The sequence below is a fragment of the Streptococcus sp. HMSC076H09 genome (genome assembly GCF_001811765.1).
Taxonomy (GTDB): domain Bacteria; phylum Bacillota; class Bacilli; order Lactobacillales; family Streptococcaceae; genus Streptococcus; species Streptococcus agalactiae.
Map to the genome: position 1 here is coordinate 46498 of NZ_KV806614.1, position 23880 is coordinate 70377.

General features: G+C 35.0%; 22 protein-coding genes. All 22 read left to right on the forward strand.

Features of this window, described 5'->3' with window-relative positions:
- The first annotated feature begins 21 nt into the window (after window positions 1-21).
- The 22 genes from topA (at window position 22) to HMPREF2818_RS07440 (ending at window position 23826) form a co-directional block, all read left to right on the forward strand.
- Window positions 22-2142: a type I DNA topoisomerase gene (gene topA / locus HMPREF2818_RS07335; protein WP_000246611.1), complete on the forward strand. Its 2121-nt coding sequence runs from the start codon at window positions 22-24 to the stop codon at window positions 2140-2142.
- Window positions 2143-2278: 136 nt separating this feature from the next.
- Window positions 2279-2980 carry an ABC transporter ATP-binding protein gene (locus HMPREF2818_RS07340; protein WP_000120355.1) on the forward strand — a complete coding sequence of 234 codons (702 nt, stop codon included), beginning with the start codon at window positions 2279-2281 and terminating at the stop codon, window positions 2978-2980.
- Window positions 2981-2991: 11 nt separating this feature from the next.
- Window positions 2992-5622, forward strand: coding sequence for an ABC transporter permease (locus HMPREF2818_RS07345; RefSeq protein WP_000520616.1), 2631 nt, complete (start codon window positions 2992-2994; stop codon window positions 5620-5622).
- A 105-nt stretch (window positions 5623-5727) separates the two neighbouring features.
- Window positions 5728-6606, forward strand: coding sequence for a CPBP family intramembrane glutamic endopeptidase (locus HMPREF2818_RS07350; RefSeq protein ID WP_001209260.1), 879 nt, complete (start codon window positions 5728-5730; stop codon window positions 6604-6606).
- Window positions 6607-6712: 106 nt separating this feature from the next.
- Window positions 6713-7303, forward strand: a complete 591-nt coding sequence (locus HMPREF2818_RS07355) for a restriction endonuclease subunit S (RefSeq protein ID WP_001135934.1) — start codon at window positions 6713-6715, stop codon at window positions 7301-7303.
- Between the two features lie 33 nt (window positions 7304-7336).
- Window positions 7337-8608 carry a DUF2130 domain-containing protein gene (locus HMPREF2818_RS07360; protein ID WP_001002583.1) on the forward strand — a complete coding sequence of 424 codons (1272 nt, stop codon included), beginning with the start codon at window positions 7337-7339 and terminating at the stop codon, window positions 8606-8608.
- Between the two features lie 12 nt (window positions 8609-8620).
- Window positions 8621-9052 (forward strand): GNAT family N-acetyltransferase, encoded by a 432-nt coding sequence (locus tag HMPREF2818_RS07365; RefSeq protein ID WP_000702703.1) that lies wholly within the window; start codon window positions 8621-8623, stop codon window positions 9050-9052.
- 91 nt (window positions 9053-9143) lie between these two features.
- Entirely contained in the window at window positions 9144-10028 is an 885-nt protein-coding gene (gene truB, locus HMPREF2818_RS07370) for a tRNA pseudouridine(55) synthase TruB (RefSeq protein WP_001873502.1), read from the forward strand.
- Between the two features lie 12 nt (window positions 10029-10040).
- Window positions 10041-10973, forward strand: coding sequence for a bifunctional riboflavin kinase/FAD synthetase (locus HMPREF2818_RS07375; RefSeq protein WP_000690921.1), 933 nt, complete (start codon window positions 10041-10043; stop codon window positions 10971-10973).
- A 42-nt stretch (window positions 10974-11015) separates the two neighbouring features.
- Complete coding sequence (locus HMPREF2818_RS07380) at window positions 11016-11429, forward strand: Spx/MgsR family RNA polymerase-binding regulatory protein (RefSeq protein WP_000631264.1); 414 nt, start codon at window positions 11016-11018, stop codon at window positions 11427-11429.
- The gene (locus tag HMPREF2818_RS07385) at window positions 11422-11703 is read left to right on the forward strand and encodes a UPF0223 family protein (protein WP_000625905.1); all 282 of its coding nucleotides are present in this window, start codon (window positions 11422-11424) and stop codon (window positions 11701-11703) included. The genes HMPREF2818_RS07380 and HMPREF2818_RS07385 overlap by 8 nt, the downstream gene beginning before the upstream one ends.
- Entirely contained in the window at window positions 11693-12457 is a 765-nt protein-coding gene (locus tag HMPREF2818_RS07390) for an inositol monophosphatase family protein (RefSeq protein WP_000338947.1), read from the forward strand. Before HMPREF2818_RS07385 ends, HMPREF2818_RS07390 begins: the two co-directional genes overlap by 11 nt.
- A 67-nt stretch (window positions 12458-12524) precedes the next feature.
- Window positions 12525-13835 carry an RsmF rRNA methyltransferase first C-terminal domain-containing protein gene (locus tag HMPREF2818_RS07395; protein ID WP_000775401.1) on the forward strand — a complete coding sequence of 437 codons (1311 nt, stop codon included), beginning with the start codon at window positions 12525-12527 and terminating at the stop codon, window positions 13833-13835.
- Window positions 13836-14013: 178 nt separating this feature from the next.
- On the forward strand, window positions 14014-14880 hold the full coding sequence (locus HMPREF2818_RS07400; protein ID WP_001873504.1) for a phosphate ABC transporter substrate-binding protein PstS family protein: 867 nt from the start codon (window positions 14014-14016) through the stop codon (window positions 14878-14880).
- A gap of 45 nt (window positions 14881-14925) precedes the next feature.
- Window positions 14926-15843, forward strand: a complete 918-nt coding sequence (pstC, locus tag HMPREF2818_RS07405; protein WP_000795716.1) for a phosphate ABC transporter permease subunit PstC — start codon at window positions 14926-14928, stop codon at window positions 15841-15843.
- A complete protein-coding gene (gene pstA / locus HMPREF2818_RS07410; protein ID WP_000992189.1) occupies window positions 15833-16720 on the forward strand; it encodes a phosphate ABC transporter permease PstA in 888 nt (295 codons plus the stop codon). Before pstC ends, pstA begins: the two co-directional genes overlap by 11 nt.
- Window positions 16721-16731: 11 nt before the next feature.
- On the forward strand, window positions 16732-17535 hold the full coding sequence (pstB, locus tag HMPREF2818_RS07415) for a phosphate ABC transporter ATP-binding protein PstB (protein WP_000852851.1): 804 nt from the start codon (window positions 16732-16734) through the stop codon (window positions 17533-17535).
- Window positions 17536-17546: 11 nt separating this feature from the next.
- Window positions 17547-18305, forward strand: a complete 759-nt coding sequence (gene pstB, locus HMPREF2818_RS07420) for a phosphate ABC transporter ATP-binding protein PstB (RefSeq protein WP_000193363.1) — start codon at window positions 17547-17549, stop codon at window positions 18303-18305.
- A 33-nt stretch (window positions 18306-18338) separates the two neighbouring features.
- Window positions 18339-18992: a phosphate signaling complex protein PhoU gene (gene phoU / locus HMPREF2818_RS07425; protein ID WP_000946330.1), complete on the forward strand. Its 654-nt coding sequence runs from the start codon at window positions 18339-18341 to the stop codon at window positions 18990-18992.
- 145 nt (window positions 18993-19137) lie between these two features.
- Window positions 19138-21687: a M1 family metallopeptidase gene (locus HMPREF2818_RS07430; protein WP_000859383.1), complete on the forward strand. Its 2550-nt coding sequence runs from the start codon at window positions 19138-19140 to the stop codon at window positions 21685-21687.
- 161 nt (window positions 21688-21848) lie between these two features.
- Window positions 21849-22529, forward strand: a complete 681-nt coding sequence (locus HMPREF2818_RS07435; protein WP_000590620.1) for a response regulator transcription factor — start codon at window positions 21849-21851, stop codon at window positions 22527-22529.
- The gene (locus HMPREF2818_RS07440) at window positions 22513-23826 is read left to right on the forward strand and encodes a sensor histidine kinase (RefSeq protein WP_000042576.1); all 1314 of its coding nucleotides are present in this window, start codon (window positions 22513-22515) and stop codon (window positions 23824-23826) included. Before HMPREF2818_RS07435 ends, HMPREF2818_RS07440 begins: the two co-directional genes overlap by 17 nt.
- Window positions 23827-23880 lie beyond the last annotated feature (54 nt).

Genomic DNA, 23880 nt, shown 5'->3' on the forward strand with positions numbered 1-23880 from the left:
ACGATATAGAAAGTGATACCTATGGCAACTACGACAAAAACGTCGACCAAAAAAACAAGTAAAAAAAAATCAGCTACTGCTAAAAAAAATCTAGTTATTGTGGAGTCTCCTGCAAAAGCAAAGACTATCGAAAAATACTTAGGACGTAACTATAAAGTTGTAGCCTCAGTAGGTCATATCCGTGATTTAAAAAAGTCAAGTATGTCCATTGATTTTGAGAATAATTACGAACCACAATATATTAATATTCGTGGTAAAGGACCTCTCATTAATGATTTAAAAAAAGAAGCTAAAAAGGCTAAAAAAGTTTACCTCGCGAGTGACCCGGACCGTGAAGGAGAAGCTATTTCCTGGCATTTAGCGCATATTTTAGATTTAGACAAAGAAGACAGAAACCGTGTTGTTTTCAATGAAATCACAAAAGATGCTGTTAAAAATGCTTTTGTGGAACCTCGTCAGATTAACATGGATCTCGTTGATGCTCAGCAAGCACGACGTGTTTTAGATCGCATTGTTGGTTATTCTATCTCACCTATTTTATGGAAAAAAGTAAAAAAAGGGCTATCAGCTGGACGTGTACAATCAGTTGCTCTTAAACTAATCATTGATCGTGAAAATGAGATTAAGGCTTTCCAACCGGAGGAGTATTGGACTATTGACGGTTCCTTTAAAAAAGGAACACGTAAATTCAATGCCACTTTCTACGGTTTAGACGGAAAGAAATTCAAATTATCGAATAATGAAGACGTCAAAACAGTTCTAAAACGTATTAAAACTGATGAATTCTTAGTTGAAAAAGTTGAAAAAAAAGAGCGTCGTCGTAATGCACCATTACCGTATACAACTTCTTCATTGCAACAAGATGCAGCTAATAAAATCAATTTTCGAACTCGTAAAACCATGATGATTGCGCAACAGCTGTACGAAGGACTTAGCTTAGGCACAGCAGGTCATCAAGGTCTGATTACCTATATGCGTACTGATTCTACACGTATTAGTCCGTTAGCACAAAATGAAGCAACAGAATTTATTACTAACCGTTTTGGTGCAAATTATTCTAAACATGGGAATAAAGTTAAAAATGCTTCTGGAGCACAAGACGCTCACGAAGCTATTCGCCCATCTAGTGTTAATCATACACCCGAAAGTATTGCTAAGTATTTAGACAAAGATCAACTAAAACTTTACACTCTTATCTGGAACCGTTTTATTGCAAGCCAAATGACAGCAGCAGTCTTTGACACAATGAAAGTTAATTTAACGCAAAATGGTGTTACTTTTATTGCTAATGGTAGCCAAGTCAAGTTTGATGGTTACATGGCTGTTTATAACGATACTGACAAAAATAAAATGTTACCAGATATGGAGGAAGGAGAAAGTGTTAAAAAGGTTAATACGAATCCTGAACAACACTTCACTCAACCTCCTGCAAGGTTTTCAGAAGCAAGTCTCATTAAAACACTTGAAGAAAACGGTGTAGGTCGTCCTTCAACTTATGCCCCAACGCTTGAGACTATTCAAAAACGTTATTATGTTAAGCTTGCAGCTAAACGCTTCGAACCAACTGAACTTGGTGAAATTGTTAATAGCCTTATTGTAGAATTTTTCCCAGATATTGTTGATGTTACCTTCACTGCCGAAATGGAAGGGAAACTAGACGAAGTTGAGATTGGTAAAGAGCAGTGGCAAAAGATTATCGATGAATTTTATAAACCATTTGAAAAAGAACTTGCAAAAGCAGAAACTGAAATGGAGAAAATTCAAATAAAGGATGAACCTGCTGGATTTGATTGCGAGCTATGTGGATCACCAATGGTAATAAAACTAGGACGTTATGGAAAGTTTTATGCGTGTAGCAATTTCCCTGAATGTCATAACACAAAAGCTATCACTAAGGAAATAGGTGTTATTTGTCCTATCTGTCAAAAAGGACAAGTTATTGAGCGAAAAACAAAACGCAATCGTATCTTTTATGGCTGTGACCGCTACCCAGAATGTGAGTTTACATCTTGGGACAAACCTATTGGACGAACTTGCCCCAAATCAAATGATTTCTTAGTGGAGAAAAAAGTACGCGGTGGTGGTAAACAAGTTGTTTGCTCAAATGAAAAATGCGACTACCAAGAAGAGAAAATTAAATAAAGTGGAATCTGAGTGTTTAGCTCAGATTTTTAAAAAAATTATTATTTTACATAACTTAATTTATGTATTTATTTTTATGGGAGAATTAATAAAAAAGTGCTATAATATAGGTGTATTCATAGTGTGAGGTGCCGTTATGTCCTATATTGAAATGAAGCATTCCTATAAGCGTTATCAAACAGGTGAAACCGAAATTGTTGCTAACAATGATATTAGTTTCAGTATTGAAAGAGGTGAGTTGGTGGTTATTCTTGGTGCATCCGGCGCTGGCAAATCTACTGTTCTCAATATACTAGGAGGGATGGATAGTAATAGCGAAGGTGAAGTTTTAATTGATGGTAAGAATATTGCTAATTATACCATCAGGGAATTGACTCGTTACCGTAGATATGATGTCGGGTTTGTTTTTCAATTCTATAACTTAGTCCCTAATCTAACAGCACTAGAGAATGTAGAATTGGCTTCAGAAATTGTTCCAAAGGCATTAGATGCCCAACAGGCATTAGAAAACGTAGGTTTGGGACACCGTATCAATCATTTTCCAGCACAGCTTTCCGGTGGCGAACAGCAACGCGTTGCAATAGCACGAGCTATTGCCAAAAAACCTAAACTGTTACTTTGTGATGAACCTACTGGTGCTTTAGATTACCAAACTGGAAAACAAGTACTAGCCATCCTGCAAAAGATGGCGCAATCAAAAGAAACAACTGTGATCATTGTTACTCATAATACTGCCTTAGCGCCAATTGCAAATCGCGTGATCCATATGCATGATTCAAAAATCAGTGATATTGTAATAAACGAGAATCCAAGTGATATTCAGAACATAGAATATTAGAGGTTATACAGATGGGAAAGACATTTTGGAAAGATATCTATCGATCAATTACGACTTCAAAAGGTAGATTTTCATCAATCCTCTTACTTATGATGTTAGGCTCATTTGCTTTTATAGGACTGAAGGTCTCAGCACCTAATATGCAAAGAACAGCACAAAATTACCTTGCTCATCATCATGTTATGGATATTACCGTTTTCAATTCTTGGGGACTTGACAAACATGATCAAACTGTTTTAGAAAGCTTAAAAGGATCACAAGTTGAATTTTCTTACTTTGTAGATACAACCCCTCAACAGAATAGTAAATCTTATCGATTGTATTCCAATACCAAAACGATATCAACCTTTGATCTTGTTAAGGGACGTCTCCCTTTAAATAAATCAGAAATTGCTCTCTCATTTCAGGAACGAAAAAAATATGCAATAGGTGATAAAATTAATTTTAAACAAGATAAAAACAAACTGTTTTCAAATACAGGTCCTCTAACTATTGTAGGTTTTGTTAATTCTACCGAGATTTGGTCTAAGACAAACCTTGGTAGTTCTCAAACAGGGGACGGCGACTTAGATAGTTATGGCGTATTAGATAAGACAGCATTTCACTCTCCAGTATATACAATGGCAAGGGTAACTTTTAAAGATCTTAGGTTGATTAACCCTTTCTCAATAAGTTACAAAGAAAAAGTAGCGAAATACCAAGAAAAGGTATCGCGAAAATTAAATATTCACAATAAAATAAGATATACCAAAACAAAAAAAGAGAGCCTACGTAAAATCGATGAGGAGGAAAAAAGCCTACTAAAAGCTCAAAAACAAATCAATCGGTTAGATAATGATAGCCTAGCGATGCCACTATCTCAAAGACAAGCTATTCAAATGAAAATTAAACAAGACCGACTATCTCTTTTGAAACGAACAAAAGAGCTTCTAAAATTGAGACATAACACCCAAATAATGGAATCGCCTCAAATTATTGTCTACAACCGTACTACCTTTCCTGGAGGACAAGGATATAACACTTTTGACTCCAGTACAAATAGCACTTCTAAAATCAGTAATCTTTTCCCCATTATTTTATATTTAGTCGCAGCATTAGTAACCTTAACAACAATGACTAGGTTCGTCGAGGAAGAAAGAACCAACGCAGGCATATTAAAAGCACTAGGCTATAGTGACCGCCAAGTTATCTTTAAATTTATTATTTATGGTTTTATAGCAGGAACATTAGGGACTACTTTGGGTATCATTGGAGGGCATTATCTTTTACCTCGTATTATTTCTGATATCATTTCCAAAGACCTGACTATTCCAAACACACAGTATCATCTTTTCTTAAATTACAGTTTACTAGCCTTTGTTTTTTCATTATTAAGCATTGTTCTTCCAGTTTTTGTTATCACTCGACGTGAGTTGAAAGAAAAAGCAGCATTTTTATTATTACCAAAACCACCAGCTAAAGGATCTAAAATAGCTTTAGAGTATATCAATTGGATTTGGAAAAAACTGTCCTTCACACAAAAAGTAACTGCTAGAAATATTTTTCGTTACAAACAAAGGATGATTATGACCATATTTGGAGTTGCTGGATCAGTAGCGCTCTTATTTTCAGGTCTAGGAATACAATCCTCCTTAAAGCAAACCGTCAATGAACATTTCGGTCGTATTATGCCCTATGATATATTGCTAACATATAACACAAATGCTTCTCCCCCAAAAATACTTGAACTACTTTCAAAAGATTCAAAAATAGACAAATACCAACCAATACACCTTGAAAATCTTGACGAATCCATTCCTGGACAAATTAATAAACAGTCAATTTCCCTATTCATAACAGACAAAAAACAATTACTACCTTTTATTTATTTACAAGAAGCAACAACTAATAAGTCATTGCACTTGAATAATAAAGGGATTATTATTTCTAAAAAATTAGCTCAATTTTATCATGTTAATACCGGTGATTTTATCCATTTATCTCATTCACAAACACTTCCTTCTAGAAAATTAAAAATAACAGGAGTTGTCAATGCGAATGTTGGTCACTATATTTTTATGACAAAACAATACTATCGAACTATTTTTAAGAAAGAAGCTAAAGATAACGCTTTTTTGGTTAAGTTAACCAAACATAAAATCGCAAATAACTTAGCAGAAAAACTTTTAGAAATTAATGGAGTTGAGTCTCTTACGCAAAATGCTCTTCAGCTGGCTAGTGTAGAAGCCGTTGTGCGTTCTTTAGATGGCTCTATGACTATTTTAGTTGTCGTATCTTTATTGTTAGCCATTGTAATTCTCTATAATCTCACTAATATTAATTTAGCAGAACGTAAGCGGGAGCTATCAACTATAAAGGTATTAGGTTTTTATAATGAAGAAGTAACTTTATACATTTACCGCGAAACCATTATTTTATCAACCATCGGTGTGATTCTAGGCACCATTAGCGGTACTTATTTACACCGTCAAATGATGTTGCTAATTGGTTCAGATCAAATACTTTTTGGTGAAAAAGTATCACCAACTACATTTATAATACCAATAAGCGTAGTAGTCATCATTCTAATAAGTCTAGGTTTTATAGTTAACCATCAATTAAAAAAACTCAATATGTTAGATGCCTTGAAATCAGTAGATTAGTTTATAATAAAGATTATCTTTTCTAATCTTTTCGATAACGATTGACAGCAAGTAATCTTAATTGTATAATATAACAGTATAAAGTTAGATAAAAGTGAGATATTTATGAGAGAGTCTATTTTTGAGGAAACTGCAAAAGGTAAAGTATCAAGGCATGTCCTTTTAACTATATTATTGGCTTTGATATTACTATTTACAGCAGATTTCCTTACCTATATTATTATTGAATTGATTATCTCGCTTGATTTTTGGAAACTAGAGTGGGATAGCGATATCGTCCAGTTAATCATTTTACTAGCAACTTCAATTAGTACGGTAATGTTATTTATGTGGGTGAAATTTAAAGAGAAGCGTCCAATTAGTTCTCTAGGGCTATTTAAAGAAGGAGCCCTAACAGAATTATCTAGAGGATGGTTAGTCGGGAGCGTTCTCTTTGGAGCCTGCTTAATATTAACAATAATTTCAGGCTCTGGAGTTATCGAAACTGTTCGTTTTACAGCTGATAAATTGATTTGGTTTCTTATTTTTGCTGTTGGATGGCAGGTACAAAGCGCATCTGTTGAAATATTGTGTCGTGGATGGTTACTTCCGGTGAGTGCCACAAAGTATAGTAAGATAGTTTCTGTCAGTATCAGTTCAATCTTTTTCGGTCTTCTGCATAGCGCTAATAATCATGTAAGCCTTATCTCGATTTTCAATCTGTGTCTCTTTGGACTATTTCTATCGCTCTATGTTATTTTAAAAGGTAACATCTGGGGGGCGTGTGGTATTCATGGCGCCTGGAACTGTGTACAAGGGAGTGTCTTTGGAATCGAAGTTAGTGGAGAGCCAATGTTGTCTAACTCCCTAGTCCATGTTAAAACCTATGGTGCTGACTGGATTAGCGGTGGAAAATTTGGTGTGGAAGGAAGCATGATTACCAGTATTGTTCTTATCGTAGCATGTTATTGGCTTTATCAAAAATCGAATTTTCCTTACGACTAATAGATTTAATCTAAATAAGCTTCTCTTACTGAAAGCTTATTTTTTATTTTAGTATTAAAAAACTATGTTTTGTGATATAATATTTTAAAGACGAAAGGAGTCTATTGTGCCACAAAATCCAACAAGTAACCCAGAGAAAAAAACTTATTTATTATCTGAATTGGTAGACTGCTTTAAAGGTAAAGCTGTGCCTTCAAAAGCAGAAGCAGGTGATATCCGTATTATTAATTTGAGTGATATGTCTCCTTTAGGAATTGACTACCATAACTTAAGAACATTCCAAGATGAACAACGATCGCTTTTAAAATATCTACTTCAGGAAGGCGATGTTTTAATCGCTTCAAAAGGAACTGTCAAGAAAGTTGCTATTTTTGAAGAGCAAGATTACCCTGTCGTTGCCTCTGCTAATATTACAATACTAAGGCCTACACAACACATTAGAGGGTACTACTTAAAGCTTTTTTTTGATTCAGAAGAAGGTCAACAGGCACTTGAGAATGCTAACAAAGGAAAAGCTGTGATGAATATTAGCACAAAGGAACTGTTAAATATTGCAATACCAAGTATCCCGCTTTTTAGACAGGATTATCTTATCCAACGTTATAAACAGGGGCTCAACGATTACAAACGTAAGATAGCACGTGCAGAGCAGGAGTGGGAACGTATCCAAAATGACATCAGACAACAACTTAGCTAGAACCAAATACAAAACATCATAGGAAGAGTTATCATGAACGAAATCAAATGCCCTCATTGTGGAACAGCTTTTGCCATCAACGAGTCTGAATACCATCAATTACTAGAACAAATTCGTGGAGATGCTTTTGACAAAGAAGTAAGTGAACGGTTGGAAAAAGAACGTCTAATATTAGGGGAGCAAGCAAAAAATCAATTACAGGAAGTTGTTGTAGAAAAAGACAAGGAGATAGCTAAACTTCAGTACAAAGTCAAACAATTTCTTATAGAAAAAGACAATCTTCTCAAAGACAATGAGTACCAACTCGCTGAGCAATTAAATCAAAAAGACATGATGCTTCGCGACCTTGAAAACCAAATCGATAGACTACGTTTAGAGCATGAAAATAGCTTGCAAGAGGCGCTAACAAAAGTCGAACGAGAAAGAGATGCAATACAAAATCAGTTGCACATTCAAGAAAAAGAAAAAGATTTAGCTTTAGCTTCAGTAAAAAGTGATTATGAAGTACAACTAAAGGCAGCCAATGAACAAGTAGAATTCTATAAAAACTTCAAAGCTCAACAGTCTACTAAAGCAGTAGGAGAAAGTTTAGAACATTATGCTGAAACAGAATTTAATAAAGTGCGACATTTGGCCTTTCCTAATGCTTATTTTGAGAAGGACAATACATTATCAAGTCGTGGCTCAAAGGGGGACTTTATCTATCGAGAAAAGGATGAAAATGACCTTGAGTTTTTAAGTATCATGTTTGAAATGAAAAATGAGTCTGATGATACTATCAAGAAGCATAAAAATGAAGATTTTTTCAAAGAATTAGATAAAGATCGTCGTGAAAAATCTTGCGAATACGCAGTTTTAGTAACTATGCTTGAAGCAGACAATGACTATTATAATACTGGAATTGTTGATGTTAGTCACAAATACCCTAAAATGTACGTTATACGTCCACAATTTTTTATCCAATTAATTGGTATTCTAAGAAATGCAGCACTCAATACCTTAAAATATAAACAAGAGCTTGCTTTGATGAAAGAACAAAATATTGACATCACACATTTTGAAGAAGATTTAGATATTTTCAAAAATGCATTTGCTAAAAATTATAATTCTGCAAGCAAAAATTTCCAGAAAGCAATCGATGAAATAGATAAATCTATTAAACGTATGGAAGCTGTTAAGGCTGCTTTAACAACGTCTGAAAATCAACTACGTCTTGCAAATAATAAATTAGACGATGTTTCTGTCAAGAAATTAACAAGAAAAAATCCAACAATGAAAGCAAAATTCGATGCTCTAAAAGACTAAGAGGTTATGATTATGAAGATTAGAACTGCTACACTAGACGATAGTGAAAAATTAGTCCCTTTGTATCAAGAATTAGGATACGCAATATCATTATCAGAGATTCAATCTATTTTAAAGGTTATTCTTACTCATTCAGATTATGGCTTTTTGATAGCTGAGGATAATGGCAAACTACTCGCCTTCGTTGGATATCATAAACTTTACTTTTTTGAAAAAAGTGGGACTTACTATCGTATTTTAGCACTAGTAGTTAATGAAAAGCACCGTCGTAAAGGCATCGCTAGTCAACTTATTAATCACGTTAAACAGCTAGCTAAAACAGATGGAAGTGAAGTACTGGCTTTAAATAGCAGTTTAAAAGAATATCGTCAGGAAGCTTATCATTTTTATGAAAACCTAGGGTTCAAGAAGGTTAGTACAGGCTTTTCATACTATTTAGATTAGGTATAAATCCTTATAGCACTATACCAAAAGAGCGTAAGTTTTTACGCTCCTTTCTTTGTGTTACCGCTTATTTACTGATATAATATAAAACATGATTACAGGAATAATTAATTTAAAGAAAGAAGCTGGAATGACATCACACGATGCTGTATTCAAGCTTCGAAAGATATTACATACAAAAAAAATAGGACACGGCGGAACTCTTGATCCAGATGTTGTTGGGGTTTTACCAATTGCGGTTGGAAAAGCCACTCGTGTTATTGAATATATGACAGAAAGTGGCAAAATTTATGAAGGAGAAATCACTTTAGGATATGCCACAAGTACAGAAGATTCTAGTGGAGAGGTCATTTCAAGAACTCCACTAACTCAATCCGATCTTAGCGAGGATGTTGTGGATCATGCGATGAAAAGTTTTACCGGTCCAATTACACAAGTTCCTCCTATGTATTCAGCAGTTAAAGTAAATGGTAAAAAACTCTATGAATATGCTCGTTCAGGAGAAGAAGTAGAGCGACCTAAACGACAAATAACAATTTCTGAATTTAGACGCACAAGCCCATTGTACTTCGAAAAAGGCATCTGCCGTTTTAGTTTCTATGTCTCATGCAGTAAAGGTACCTATGTTAGGACGTTAGCTGTTGATCTAGGAATAAAACTAGGATATGCTAGCCATATGTCTTTCCTAAAAAGAACCTCATCTGCAGGATTATCTATTACACAATCATTAACGCTTGAAGAAATTAATGAAAAATATAAGCAAGAAGATTTTTCATTTTTACTTCCAATTGAATATGGTGTTTTAGATCTCCCAAAAGTTAACCTAACTGAGGAAGATAAAGTTGAAATCTCATACGGACGTCGTATCTTATTAGAAAATGAAGCAGATACCTTAGCAGCTTTTTATGAAAATAGAGTTATCGCTATACTAGAAAAACGTGGCAATGAATTTAAACCACACAAAGTATTGTTATAAAGAAAGTCAATCATGAAAATCCATTACATTAATGATTATAAAGATATTCAAGCTAAAGAAGATTGCGTCTTAGTTTTGGGCTATTTTGATGGCTTACATCTGGGACATAAAGCCCTCTTTGATAAAGCTAAAAAAATCGCGACCGAAAAAAATTTGAAAATTGTCGTCTTAACGTTTAATGAGACACCTCGTCTAACCTTCGCTCGCTTCCAACCTGAATTATTGCTACATCTTACCTCTCCAGAAAAACGTTCTGAAAAATTTCAAGAGTATGGCGTCGATGAGTTATATTTAATGAATTTTACCAGTCATTTTTCAAAAGTATCTTCTGACCTTTTTATTAAGAAATATATTTATGGTCTCAGAGCAAAAGCTGCTGTTGTCGGTTTTGATTATAAGTTCGGTCATAATCGTACCAGTGGTGATTATCTAGCGCGTAATTTCAAGGGACCAGTCTATATTATTGATGAAATTTCTGAAGGTGGTGAAAAAATCTCTTCTACACGTATTCGTCAATTGATTACAGAGGGTAATGTTGAGAAAGCTAACCAACTTTTGGGTTATGAGTTTTCAACCTGTGGCATGGTAGTACATGGAGATGCTAGAGGACGAACTATAGGGTTCCCAACTGCTAATCTAGCTCCTATTAATCGCACTTACTTACCTGCAGACGGTGTTTATATTTCCAATGTTCTGATTAATGGAAAATATTATAGAGCAATGACGAGCATTGGAAAAAATATCACTTTTGGTGGTACAGAACTTCGTTTAGAAGCTAATATCTTTGATTTTGATGGCGACATTTATGGAGAAACTATTGAAATTTTCTGGTTAAAAAGAATCAGAGAAATGGTAAAGTTTAATGGTATTGACGATCTTGTAAAACAACTTAAAAAAGATAAAGAAATTGCTTTAAATTGGAAAAAAGATAGTCAAACTCTTTAATTTTTTGTATAATAGTCTCTAGTAAATACAAGAGGCGGTTATATGATTACCTTATTTTTATCACCCAGCTGTACTAGTTGTCGAAAAGCGCGTGCTTGGCTAAGTAAGCATGAGGTTGCTTTTGAAGAGCATAACATTATTACAAGTCCACTCAATAAAGAAGAACTATTACAAATTCTATCGTTTACAGAAAATGGTACAGAAGACATTATTTCCACACGTTCAAAAGTCTTTCAAAAACTTGCTATTGATGTAGACGAATTATCAACGTCTTCATTAATGGAATTAATTTCAGAAAATCCAAGTCTTTTACGACGCCCAATTATTTTAGACAAAAAACGTATGCAGATTGGTTTTAATGAGGATGAAATTCGTGCCTTCTTACCGCGTGACTATCGTAAACAAGAACTGAAACAGGCCACTATTCGTGCTGAAATTGAGGGAAAACATGATTAGTAGTAATTATAGTTATCCTCTTGATCCTTCATGGAATACGGAAGATATTACTAAGGTACTTCGCTTTTTAAATCAAGTTGAACACGCCTATGAAAATAGTGTTAAAGTTGATGATTTGCTAGATAGCTATAAAGAATTTAAAAAAGTTGTTAAATCCAAGGCGCAGGAAAAACAAATTGACCGTGAATTCCAGAGAACTAGCGGTTATTCCACTTATCAAGCTGTTAAAGCAGCACAACAAAAAGCGAAAGGATTTATTTCACTTGGACGCTAAATTTGATTTCGCTAAACTATTAGTGTATAAAGCTGGTCAATTCATTAAATCTGAGATGCAAAATACTTTTGATGTTGAGGAAAAGTCTCGATTTGATGATTTAGTGACAAGTCTTGATAAAAAAACACAAAAATTATTAATTCAAGAAATTATTCAACATTACCCAGATGATAATATACTTGCCGAAGAAGATGATGTGCGCTCACCCATTGCACAAGGTAATGTTTGGGTTTTAGACCCTATTGATGGAACTGTTAATTTTATTGTTCAAAAAGATAACTTTGCTGTTATGTTAGCTTATTACGAAGAAGGCGTTGGACAATTTGGTATCATCTACGACGTTATGGCTGATATTCTTTACAGCGGGGGAGGACATTTTGATGTCTATGCTAACGATAAAAAAATTGTTCCTTTTCAAGAGTGTCCTTTAGAACGTTGCTTACTTGGAGTAAATTCTGCTATGTATGCAGAAAATGATTGCGGTATTGCCCATTTAGCTTCTGAAACCTTAGGTGTTCGTATCTATGGTGGTGCTGGAATTAGCATGGCAAAAGTCATGCAGGGCAAATTATTAGCTTATTTTTCGTATATTCAACCTTGGGATTATGCTGCAGCAAAAATCATGGGGGAGACATTAGGATTTACCTTATTAACGCTTGACGGGGAAGAACCCAACTATTCAACAAGACAAAAAGTAATGTTCCTACCAAAGTCGAAATTAAATCTTATCCAATCCTACCTTACCAAAAAATAAACTTAAAACCTTCTAATTAAATAGAAGGTTTTTTTGCACGCCCGTGATTATGTAGTATAATAGAAACATGAAATTACCGAATGAATTTATTGAAAAATATCAGACTATACTTAAAGATGAAGCAGAAGCTTTTTTTGACAGTTTTGAACAAAAACCCATATCGGCATATCGCACCAATCCTCTCAAAGAAAAGCAACTTGATTTTCCAAATGCCATCCCAAGTACCCCTTGGGGGCATTATGGGAAAATATCAGGAAAATCAATAGAACACACAACTGGCCTTGTTTATTCTCAAGAACCTGCTGCTCAGATAGTGGCTCAGATTGCTGAACCACAAGAAGGAATGAAAGTGCTAGATTTAGCAGCTGCACCTGGTGGAAAAACAACACACCTTCTATCATATTTAAACAATACTGGTCTATTAGTTAGTAATGAAATTTCAAATAAACGTAGTAAAATTTTAGTCGAAAATGTCGAACGTTTTGGTGCTAGAAATGTTATCGTGACTAATGAAAGCTCCCAACGACTAGCCAAATGTTTTAATTCTTTTTTTGATCTTATTGTTTTTGACGGTCCGTGTTCTGGTGAGGGAATGTTCCGCAAAGATCCTCAAGCAATACAATATTGGCACAAAGATTACCCCACTGAATGTGCACAGTTACAAAGAGATATTTTAAAAGAAGCAATCAAAATGCTAGCTCATGGTGGTATACTTGTATACTCTACTTGTACATGGTCACCAGAAGAGAACGAAGAAGTGGTTAATTGGCTCCTTCAAGAGTATGATTACTTAGAACTTGTTGATATTCCTAAACTAAATGGGATGGTTGAAGGGATTAATGTACCACAAGTTGCAAGGATGTACCCTCATCATTTTCAAGGTGAAGGACAATTCGTTGCAAAACTGAGAGATACTAGATCTAAGGAAGCACAGAAAATTAAGCCAAAAGCACAGAAAATAAATAAAATGCAGTTACAATTGTGGCAACAATTTGCACAAGACCATTTAAAGATAGACTTGAACGGTGTTTTAGATGTTTTCGGCGACCAACTCTATCTTCTACCTAATGGTCTCCCCGATTTGTCTAAATTAAAAATAGCACGCAATGGTCTCCATCTAGGCACTTTCAAGAAGAATCGTTTTGAGCCATCGTTTGCTTTAGGAATGGCACTTAGCGAACATGACCTAGTACAGTCTATTGAAATTGATATAGAACAGTTTGAGGTGTACGTATCTGGAAATGTAGTCAAACTAGACAAGACTGTTCCAAACGGTTGGTATCAAATTCTTGTAAAAGGCAATGGATTAGGTTTTGCAAAAGTGACAAATAATACTCTTAAAAATTATTACCCTAAAGGACTACGATTTCAGACATAACTGTTATTGAATACTTTTAATAAAAAAGGAAAAAGAAATACTTTTCAAACCCTAGAAACTTATGGTACTATGGGACAGTGATGTGTGTTTTTACTATTTGTAAATCATTAAACACTCAATGATTTTAGTAATATATATCAACTACTAAATATCAAAATTTATTCAAAAGAATAGGAAAATGAAAATGAAAAAAAACATTTTTTTGTTAACCTTGCTAGCCACCGTCTTATTGACGCTGTCTGGTTGTGCTAATTGGATTGATAAAGGTCAATCAATCACCAGCGTTGGTTCAACCGCCTTACAGCCACTTGTAGAAGCTGCAGCAGATGAGTTTGGTAAGACAAACCTCGGTAAGACTATCAATGTCCAAGGAGGAGGCTCAGGAACAGGCTTATCACAAGTACAGTCTGGAGCTGTTCAAATTGGTAATAGCGACTTATTTGCAGAAGAAAAAGATGGTATTGATGCTAAGAAATTGAAAGACCATCAAGTCGCAGTAGCTGGATTAGCTGTTATTGTTAATAAAAAAGTTAATGTTAAAAATCTAACCACCCACCAACTTCGTGATATTTTTGCAGGAAAAATCAAGAATTGGAAAGAAGTGGGAGGACAAGATTTAGATATTTCCATCATCAATCGAGCAGCAAGTTCTGGATCCCGTGCAACCTTCGATAATACTATTATGGGAAATGTTGCTCCTATTCAAAGCCAAGAACAAGATTCAAATGGTATGGTGAAATCAATTGTTTCTCAAACACCTGGTGCGATTTCATACCTCGCTTTTGCATACGTTGATAAATCTGTCGGAACATTAAAACTAAATGGTTTTGCGCCAACAGCTAAAAATGTTACTACCGACAACTGGAAACTTTGGTCATATGAACATATGTATACAAAAGGTAATGAAACAGGTCTAACAAAAGAATTCTTAGACTACATGAAAAGTGATAAAGTTCAAAGTAGTATCGTACAACATATGGGATATATCTCTATTAACGACATGAAAGTTGTTAAAGATGCTGAAGGTAAAGTAACCCCAAAATAAAACTTAATCACATCTAGATAAAGCATCTTGATCCTAGGAGGAATTATGAAAAATCAAGAATTAGCTAAAAAATTAACATCTCCTTCAAAAAACTCTCGATTAGAAAAATTTGGTAAAGGAATAACTTTTCTTTCGCTTGCCCTAATCGTCTTCATTGTTGCGATGATTTTGATTTTTGTTGCTCAAAAAGGACTATCTACATTTTTTGTTGATGGCGTTAAATTAACAGACTTCTTATTTAATACAAAATGGGAACCAAGTGCTAAGTCATTTGGTGCTTTTCCAATGATAGCTGGATCATTTATTGTTACTATTCTATCAGCTATCATTGCTACACCATTTGCTATCGGTGCTGCCGTATTTATGACTGAAATCTCACCTAAATATGGTTCTAAAATTTTACAACCTGCAGTTGAATTACTAGTTGGGATTCCTTCTGTTGTTTACGGTTTTATTGGTTTACAGATTATTGTTCCCTTCGTTCGCTCTATTTTTGGGGGAACAGGTTTTGGCATTTTATCTGGGGTCTGTGTCCTCTTCGTCATGATTCTACCAACTGTTACTTTCATGACAGTAGATAGCCTTAGAGCTGTGCCACGTCACTATAAAGAAGCAAGTTTAGCCATGGGGGCAACTCGTTGGCAAACAATTTGGCGTGTTATATTAAACGCTGCACGTCCAGGAATTTTCACTGCAATTGTTTTTGGTATGGCACGTGCATTTGGTGAAGCTCTAGCAATTCAGATGGTTGTCGGAAACTCTGCAATTTTACCAACGTCATTGACAACACCAGCAGCAACATTAACGTCTGTTCTAACAATGGGTATTGGTAATACTGTAATGGGAACTGTACAAAACAATGTCCTCTGGTCGCTAGCCTTAGTACTTTTAATTATGAGTTTAGCATTTAATACAGTTATTAAGTTAATTACAAGGGAAGGAAAGAAAAACTATGAACGCTAAAAAGGCTGACAAATTAGCAACTACAATACTCTATAGTATTGCAGCTATCATCGTTACAATCCTCGCCTCTCTTTTAATTTTTATTCTTGTTCGCGGATTGCCACACGTATCTTGGTCATTTTTAACTGGGAAATCATCATCATATGAAGCAGGAGGCGGTATTGGAATACAATTATACAATTCCTTTTTCCTACTTATTGTTACTCTGATTATTTCTATTCCTCTATCTTTAGGAGCTGGAATATACCTCTCAGAATATGCTAAAAAAGGACGTTTAACAAACTTTGTTAGAACATGTATCGAAATTTTGTCATCTCTTCCTTCTGTTGTAGTTGGTCTGTTTGGTTACCTAATCTTCGTTGTTCAATTTCAATATGGCTTCTCAATTATCTCAGGTGCCTTAGCACTTACTGTTTTTAACTTACCCCAAATGACACGTAGTGTTGAAGATAGCCTTCAAAATGTACACCACACACAGCGTGAAGCAGGATTGGCCCTAGGTATTTCTCGTTGGGAAACGGTCATTTACGTCGTTGTCCCTGAAGCTCTGCCAAGTATTGTAACTGGTGTTGTGCTAGCTTCAGGACGTATTTTCGGTGAGGCAGCAGCACTTATTTATACAGCTGGTCAATCTGCTCCAGCACTTGATTGGTCAAATTGGAACGTCCTTAGTGTTACAAGTCCAATCTCAATTTTCCGTCAAGCAGAAACTTTAGCTGTTCATATTTGGAAAGTTAATAGCGAAGGGACAATCCCTGATGCAACACAAGTATCTGCCGGTAGCGCCGCAGTCTTATTGGTTGTTATTCTTATTTTCAACCTTTCAGCTCGCTCGATCGGTAAGAAACTTCATTCGAAATTAACCTCGTCTAATTAAAAGGAGTAGTAATGGCAGAATATAATTGGGACGAACGCCATATCATTACCTTCCCTGAAGAAAATTCAGCTCTCACCACAAAAGATTTACACGTTTACTACGGTGAGAAAGAAGCTATCAAGGGAATTGATATGCAATTTGAAAAAAATAAAATTACAGCCTTAATCGGCCCATCTGGATGTGGAAAATCAACATATCTTCGTAGCTTAAATCGTATGAACGATACGATTGATATTGCACGCGTGACTGGACAAATCATGTATGAAGGAATTGATGTTAACGCTCAAGATATCAATGTTTACGAGATGCGAAAACATATCGGAATGGTTTTCCAACGTCCAAACCCGTTTGCAAAATCAATTTATAAAAACATTACCTTTGCATATGAGCGTGCTGGTGTAAAAGATAAAAAATTCTTAGATGAAGTTGTCGAAACCTCACTAAAACAAGCTGCTCTATGGGATCAAGTAAAAGATGACCTTCATAAATCAGCATTCACTTTATCTGGCGGTCAACAGCAGCGATTATGTATTGCACGTGCTATCGCAGTTAAACCAGAAATTCTCTTAATGGATGAACCTGCTTCAGCACTCGATCCGATTGCAACTATGCAACTAGAAGAGACAATGTTTGAACTCAAGAAAAATTACACTATAATTATCGTAACACATAATATGCAACAAGCAGCACGTGCTAGTGATTATACTGCATTTTTCTATCTTGGAGACTTAATCGAATACGATAAAACGAATAACATTTTCCAAAATGCTAAATGTCAATCTACTAGCGATTATGTTTCTGGTCGATTTGGATAGTGAGGTAAAAGATGACACAACCTATTTTACAAGTCAGTGATTTGTCTGTTTACTATAATAAGAAAAAAGCTTTAAAAGAAGTCTCAATGGACTTCTATCCTAATGAAATTACAGCCTTAATTGGTCCGTCTGGTTCTGGAAAGTCAACACTCTTACGAGCTATTAACCGTATGGGAGACTTAAATCCTGAAGTCACTCTAACAGGAGCAGTGATGTATAACGGACATAATGTTTATAGCCCGCGCACTGATACCGTAGAACTTCGTAAAGAAATTGGGATGGTTTTTCAGCAGCCTAATCCATTTCCTATGTCAGTATTTGAAAATGTTGTTTATGGTCTTAGACTCAAAGGAATAAAAGACAAAGCTACGTTAGATGAAGCCGTAGAGACTTCATTGAAGGGCGCGTCTATCTGGGACGAGGTCAAAGATAGATTACACGACTCTGCTCTTGGTTTATCTGGTGGTCAACAACAACGTGTTTGTATTGCCAGAACCCTTGCTACCAAGCCTAAAATTATCCTTCTAGATGAGCCAACCTCTGCACTTGACCCAATTTCTGCTGGTAAAATTGAAGAGACTTTACATGGTCTAAAAGATCAATATACCATGTTACTTGTTACACGTTCTATGCAGCAAGCCTCACGTATTTCTGATCGTACAGGTTTCTTCTTAGACGGTAACTTAATTGAATATGGCAATACAAAAGAAATGTTTATGAATCCTAAACATAAAGAAACTGAAGATTACATTACAGGTAAATTCGGTTAATACCATATAATAAGATCAGAAAGAGAATACAATATGTTAAGATCAAAATTTGATGAAGAATTAGATAAACTGCATAACCAATTCTATGCAATGGGAATTGAAGCTATCGGACAAATCAAAAAAACAGTTCGTGCTTTTGTCAGTCATGATCGAGAGTTAGCTAAAGAAGTGATAGAAGATGATGTAACGCTTAACAACTTTGAAACGAAGTTAGAGAAAAAATCATTGGAAATTATTGCACTCCAGCAGCCTGTATCACAAGACTTACGCACCGTTATTACCGTTTTAAAAGCTACTAGTGATGTTGAGCGTATGGGAGACCATGCAGCAGCAGTTGCAAAAGCAACCATCCGTATGAAGGGCGAGGAAAGAATCCCAGCAGTAGAATTAGAAATCAATAATATGGGAAAAGCAGTTAAAAACATGCTTGAAGAAGCCTTAACAGCTTATATCAATGGTGATGATGAAAAAGCTTACGAAGTAGCAGCAATGGATGAAATAGTTGATGATTACTTCCGTGATATCCAAAAAATGGTAGTTGAAACAATTCAAAAGCATCCTGACGTAGCATTTGCCGCCAAAGAATACTTCCAAGTATTGATGCACTTGGAGCGAATTGGAGATTATGGCAAAAATATCTGTGAATGGATTGTTTATTTAAAAACTGGAAAAATTATCGAGTTATGATATAATTATTGCTTGTAGAGTGGTAATTGTAAGTATAGTTCGTGCGATAGAAAAGCTGTAACTATCTTGTTACAGCTTTTCTATCTTTTCTAGCCCATACAGGACTAGTAATGTTTCAAATGTTTCTGAATTAGTTAGGAGTTATATGAAAACTGTAGAACATTTTGTTACCAAATTTGTCCCTGAAAACTATAACCTTTTCTTGGATATTAATCGTCAAACTAAAACCTTTTCAGGTAACGTTGCTGTGTCTGGCGAAGCCTTAGATAACAATATCTCTTTTCACCAAAAAGGGTTAACCATTAAATCTGTCTTATTAGATAATCAACCATTAGATTTCCAACTAGATGAAGACAATGAAGCTATGCATATTCAATTGCATGAAACTGGTAGCATGGTATTAGTCTTTGAATTCAGCGGTCACATTACCGATAATATGACAGGTATGTATCCATCTTACTATACAGTTAATGGCATCAAAAAAGAGGTTATCTCCACACAATTTGAAAGTCATTTTGCTCGTGAAGTATTCCCAAGTATTGACGAACCAGAAGCAAAAGCAACCTTTGATTTGAGCCTAAAATTCGATCAAAAAGAAGGAGAGATTGCTCTTTCAAATATGCCGGAAATCAATGCTGAACAACGTCAAGAAACAGGTTTATGGACATTTGACACCACACCTAAAATGTCCTCATATTTATTAGCTTTTGCCTTGGGGGAATTGCATGGTAAAACAACACATACCAAAAACGGCACTCTTGTTGGCTCATATGCCACAAAAGCCCATCAGTTAAATGAATTAGATTTTTCTTTAGATATCGTTGTGCGTGTTATTGAGTTTTATGAGGACTACTTTGGTGTACGTTATCCTATTCCTCAGTCACTCCACGTTGCTCTACCTGATTTTTCTGCTGGAGCTATGGAAAATTGGGGATTAGTAACATATCGTGAAGTCTATCTTTTAGTAGATGAGAACTCTAGTGTTTCCAGCCGTCAGCAAGTAGCATTAGTTGTAGCACATGAAATAGCTCACCAGTGGTTTGGTAACCTCGTTACTATGAAATGGTGGGATGATTTATGGTTAAATGAATCATTTGCTAATATGATGGAATATGTATCAATTGATTATATTGAACCAAAACTTAATATATTTGAAGACTTTCAAACAGGTGGTCTACCATTAGCTCTTAAGCGTGATGCCACAGATGGCGTCCAATCTGTTCACGTTGAGGTCAATCATCCTGATGAAATTAACACACTTTTTGATCCAGCTATCGTTTATGCAAAAGGTAGCCGCCTCATGCACATGTTACGTCGCTGGTTAGGCGATACAGATTTTGCCGCAGGACTAAAAATTTATTTTGAAAAACATCAATATCAAAATACTATTGGTCGTGACCTTTGGAATGCACTTTCTCAAACCTCAGGAAAAGATGTTGCAGCTTTCATGGATTCTTGGTTAGAGCAACCAGGATACCCTGTGATGGCAGCCAAAATAGAAGAAGATGAGCTCATTTTAACTCAAAAACAATTCTTTATTGGTGAACACGAAGATAAGTCTCGCTTGTGGCAAATTCCTCTTAATAGTAATTGGGAAGGAATCCCAGAGATATTAACCGAGGAAACGGTAGTAATCCCCAATTTTAGTCAGTTAGCTGAAAAGAACAAAGAAAATGGTGCACTGCGTTTCAATACTGAAAATACTGCACATTACATTACTAACTATCAAGGTCAACTCTTAGAGCATATCATTTCTGATCTTCCTCTTATGGATAACATTTCTAAACTACAAATTGTACAAGAACGTCATTTACTTGCTGAAAGTGGTATGATTTCATATAGTAGTTTAATACCTTTAGTCTCTCTTTTGAGCCAAGAGACATCATATCTTGTTAACTCTGCTATTAAGAGTGTTATTGATGGTTTATCCTTATTCGTCCAGGAAGATAGCCAAGATGAATTCGACTTTAAAGAATTTGTTAATAAATTATCAGCATTTAATTTTAATAGACTTGGCTTTGAAAAAAGAGAAGGAGAAGGAGATGATAGCGAAATGGTCCGTCATCTATCCCTAAGCCTTGCTCTCTACTCAGATAATGAACATGCTATTGAAGAAGCTCACCATATTTTTAAAGCCCACGAAAATAATATCGCTGCTATACCAGCTGCAATTCGCCTGTTAGTTCTTACCAATGAAATGAAGCATTTCGAATCCAAAGAACTTAGCCACTTGTTATTAGAGACTTATAGTACTACTACCGATGGGAATTTCAAACGACAACTAGCGAGTGCTTTATCTCATACTACAGATAGCAAGACACTCAAGAAATTATTGTCAGATTGGAAAAATAAAGATATTGTGAAACCACAAGACTTAGCTATGAGTTGGTATGCTACTTTCCTTAAAAATTCTTTTACACAACAAAGTGTCTGGGAGTGGGCCCAAGAAAACTGGGAATGGATCAAAGCAACTCTAGGTGGTGATATGAGTTTTGATAAATTTGTGATTTATCCCTCAAGTAGTTTCAAAACAGAAGAACGCCTTGAACAATATAAAAACTTTTTCGAGCCTCAATTAAGCGATATGGCGATTAGCCGTAATATTTCAATGGGAATTAAAGAAATTTCTGCTCGTGTCCTTTTAATCACGAAGCAAAAAGAAGAAGTTATCAATACTATCAAAAAATATATCTAATAAACTCAAATAGAGATTGATGGATTATTCAATCTCTATTTCTTTGTCTGTGTCATGAAATTAGCTGACATAAAACATACTTTATTTAGGATTTATTAAGCAAAGTTTGGTATTCTAATATTAATAGTTCAGATAAAATATGTACATCGAAAGGATATACTATGATAAAAATTTTATTAATTGAAGATGACTTGAGTCTTTCCAATTCCGTTTTTGATTTCCTTGATGACTTTGCCGATGTCATGCAAATTTTTGATGGAGAAGAGGGTCTTTACGAAGCCGAAAGTGGAGTCTATGATCTGATTCTTCTAGATCTCATGTTACCTGAAAAAAACGGCTTCCAAGTGTTGAAAGAGCTACGTGAAAAAGGTATTACAACCCCTGTATTAATAATGACCGCTAAAGAAAGCATTGATGATAAGGGACAAGGTTTCGACTTAGGTGCTGATGATTATCTAACAAAACCTTTTTACCTAGAAGAACTAAAAATGCGAATTCAGGCTCTTTTAAAGCGTTCTGGAAAATTTAATGATAACAGCCTAATTTATGGTGATATTCGCGTAGACATGTCTACTAACTCAACCTTTGTTAATCAAACAGAAGTTGAGCTCTTAGGTAAAGAGTTTGATCTTTTAGTCTATTTCCTTCAAAATCAAAATGTTATCTTACCGAAATCTCAAATCTTTGATCGTATTTGGGGATTTGATAGTGATACAACGATTTCAGTTGTAGAAGTCTATGTCTCTAAGGTTCGGAAAAAATTAAAAGGAACACTTTTTTCAGAAAACCTTCAAACTTTGCGTAGTGTAGGATATATTTTAAAGCATGTCGAAACCGATTAAGATAAGTAAATTCAAAAAAAATGTCTCAGATAGTCATTTTATCCATTTTTTCACAGTTTTTAGTGGTATTTTTCTGGTTATGACTGTTATCATCCTCCAAGTCATGCGCTATGGTGTTTATTCTTCTGTTGATAGTAGTTTAAAGTATATCAGTACCCATCCTAAAAATTACATCAATATGGTTATGTCACGTACTGCTGCCTACCTAGATAACTCCAATATCGCAAGTGTCAAGTTAAAACCCGGCGGTCAGACAGTAGCTAATACTGATATTATTCTTTTTACATCAGAAGAAGAAGTCATTAACTATTTTGACGCATTTTCAAACTATCAGTTTTTAAAACCTAATAAAAAAAATCTAGGTGGCATTAGTGAATTAACTTTAACCAACATCTTTGGTCAAGATGAGACATATCATGCTGTCACCGTAAAAGTTAATAACCCTGCTTATCCTAATGTGACTTACATGACAGCTATTGTTAATATTGATCAATTAGTAAATGCTAAAGAACGCTATGAAAAAATTATTATATTTGTCATGACTACTTTTTGGATTATTTCAATTGGAGCAAGTATCTACTTAGCTAAATGGGCACAAAAACCGATTATAGAAAACTACGAAAGACAGAAGGCTTTTGTCGAAAATGCTAGCCACGAGCTGCGTACTCCCCTAGCTGTCTTACAAAATCGCCTAGAAACGCTATTCAGAAAACCGAATGCCACCATTTTAGAAAATAGTGAAAATATCGCTTCAAGTCTAGATGAAGTACGAAATATGCGTATTTTAACCACTAATCTTTTAAACTTAGCAAGACGTGATGATGGAATCAAACCAGAATTAGCTGTTATTAAGCCTACACTTTTTGATAGTATCTTTGAGAATTATGATCTAATCGCCCAAGAGAATGGTAAAAATTTTACTGGACATAATATGATCCAAGATAGTTTCAAAACAGATAAGACACTGCTAAAACAACTCATGACTATTTTATTTGATAATGCTATAAAATATACTGACAATGATGGTAGCATTGACTTTACCATATCTGAAACTGATAAGTATCTCTTTTTAGAAATCGCTGATAATGGACCAGGAATTTCAGAGGAGGATAAAGTCAGAATTTTTGATCGTTTTTACCGTGTTGACAAAGCAAGAACACGACAACAAGGAGGGTTTGGCCTCGGCCTTTCTTTAGCTCAACAAATCGTTAACTCACTGCGAGGTAATATTACAGTAATTGATAATAAACCTAGAGGCAGTATTTTTAAGATAAAACTACCAAAAGTAAAAGGTTAGGCCATGTTAGTCCTAACCTTTTAAATTTTAAAGTGGTCTTGCATACTTGATATA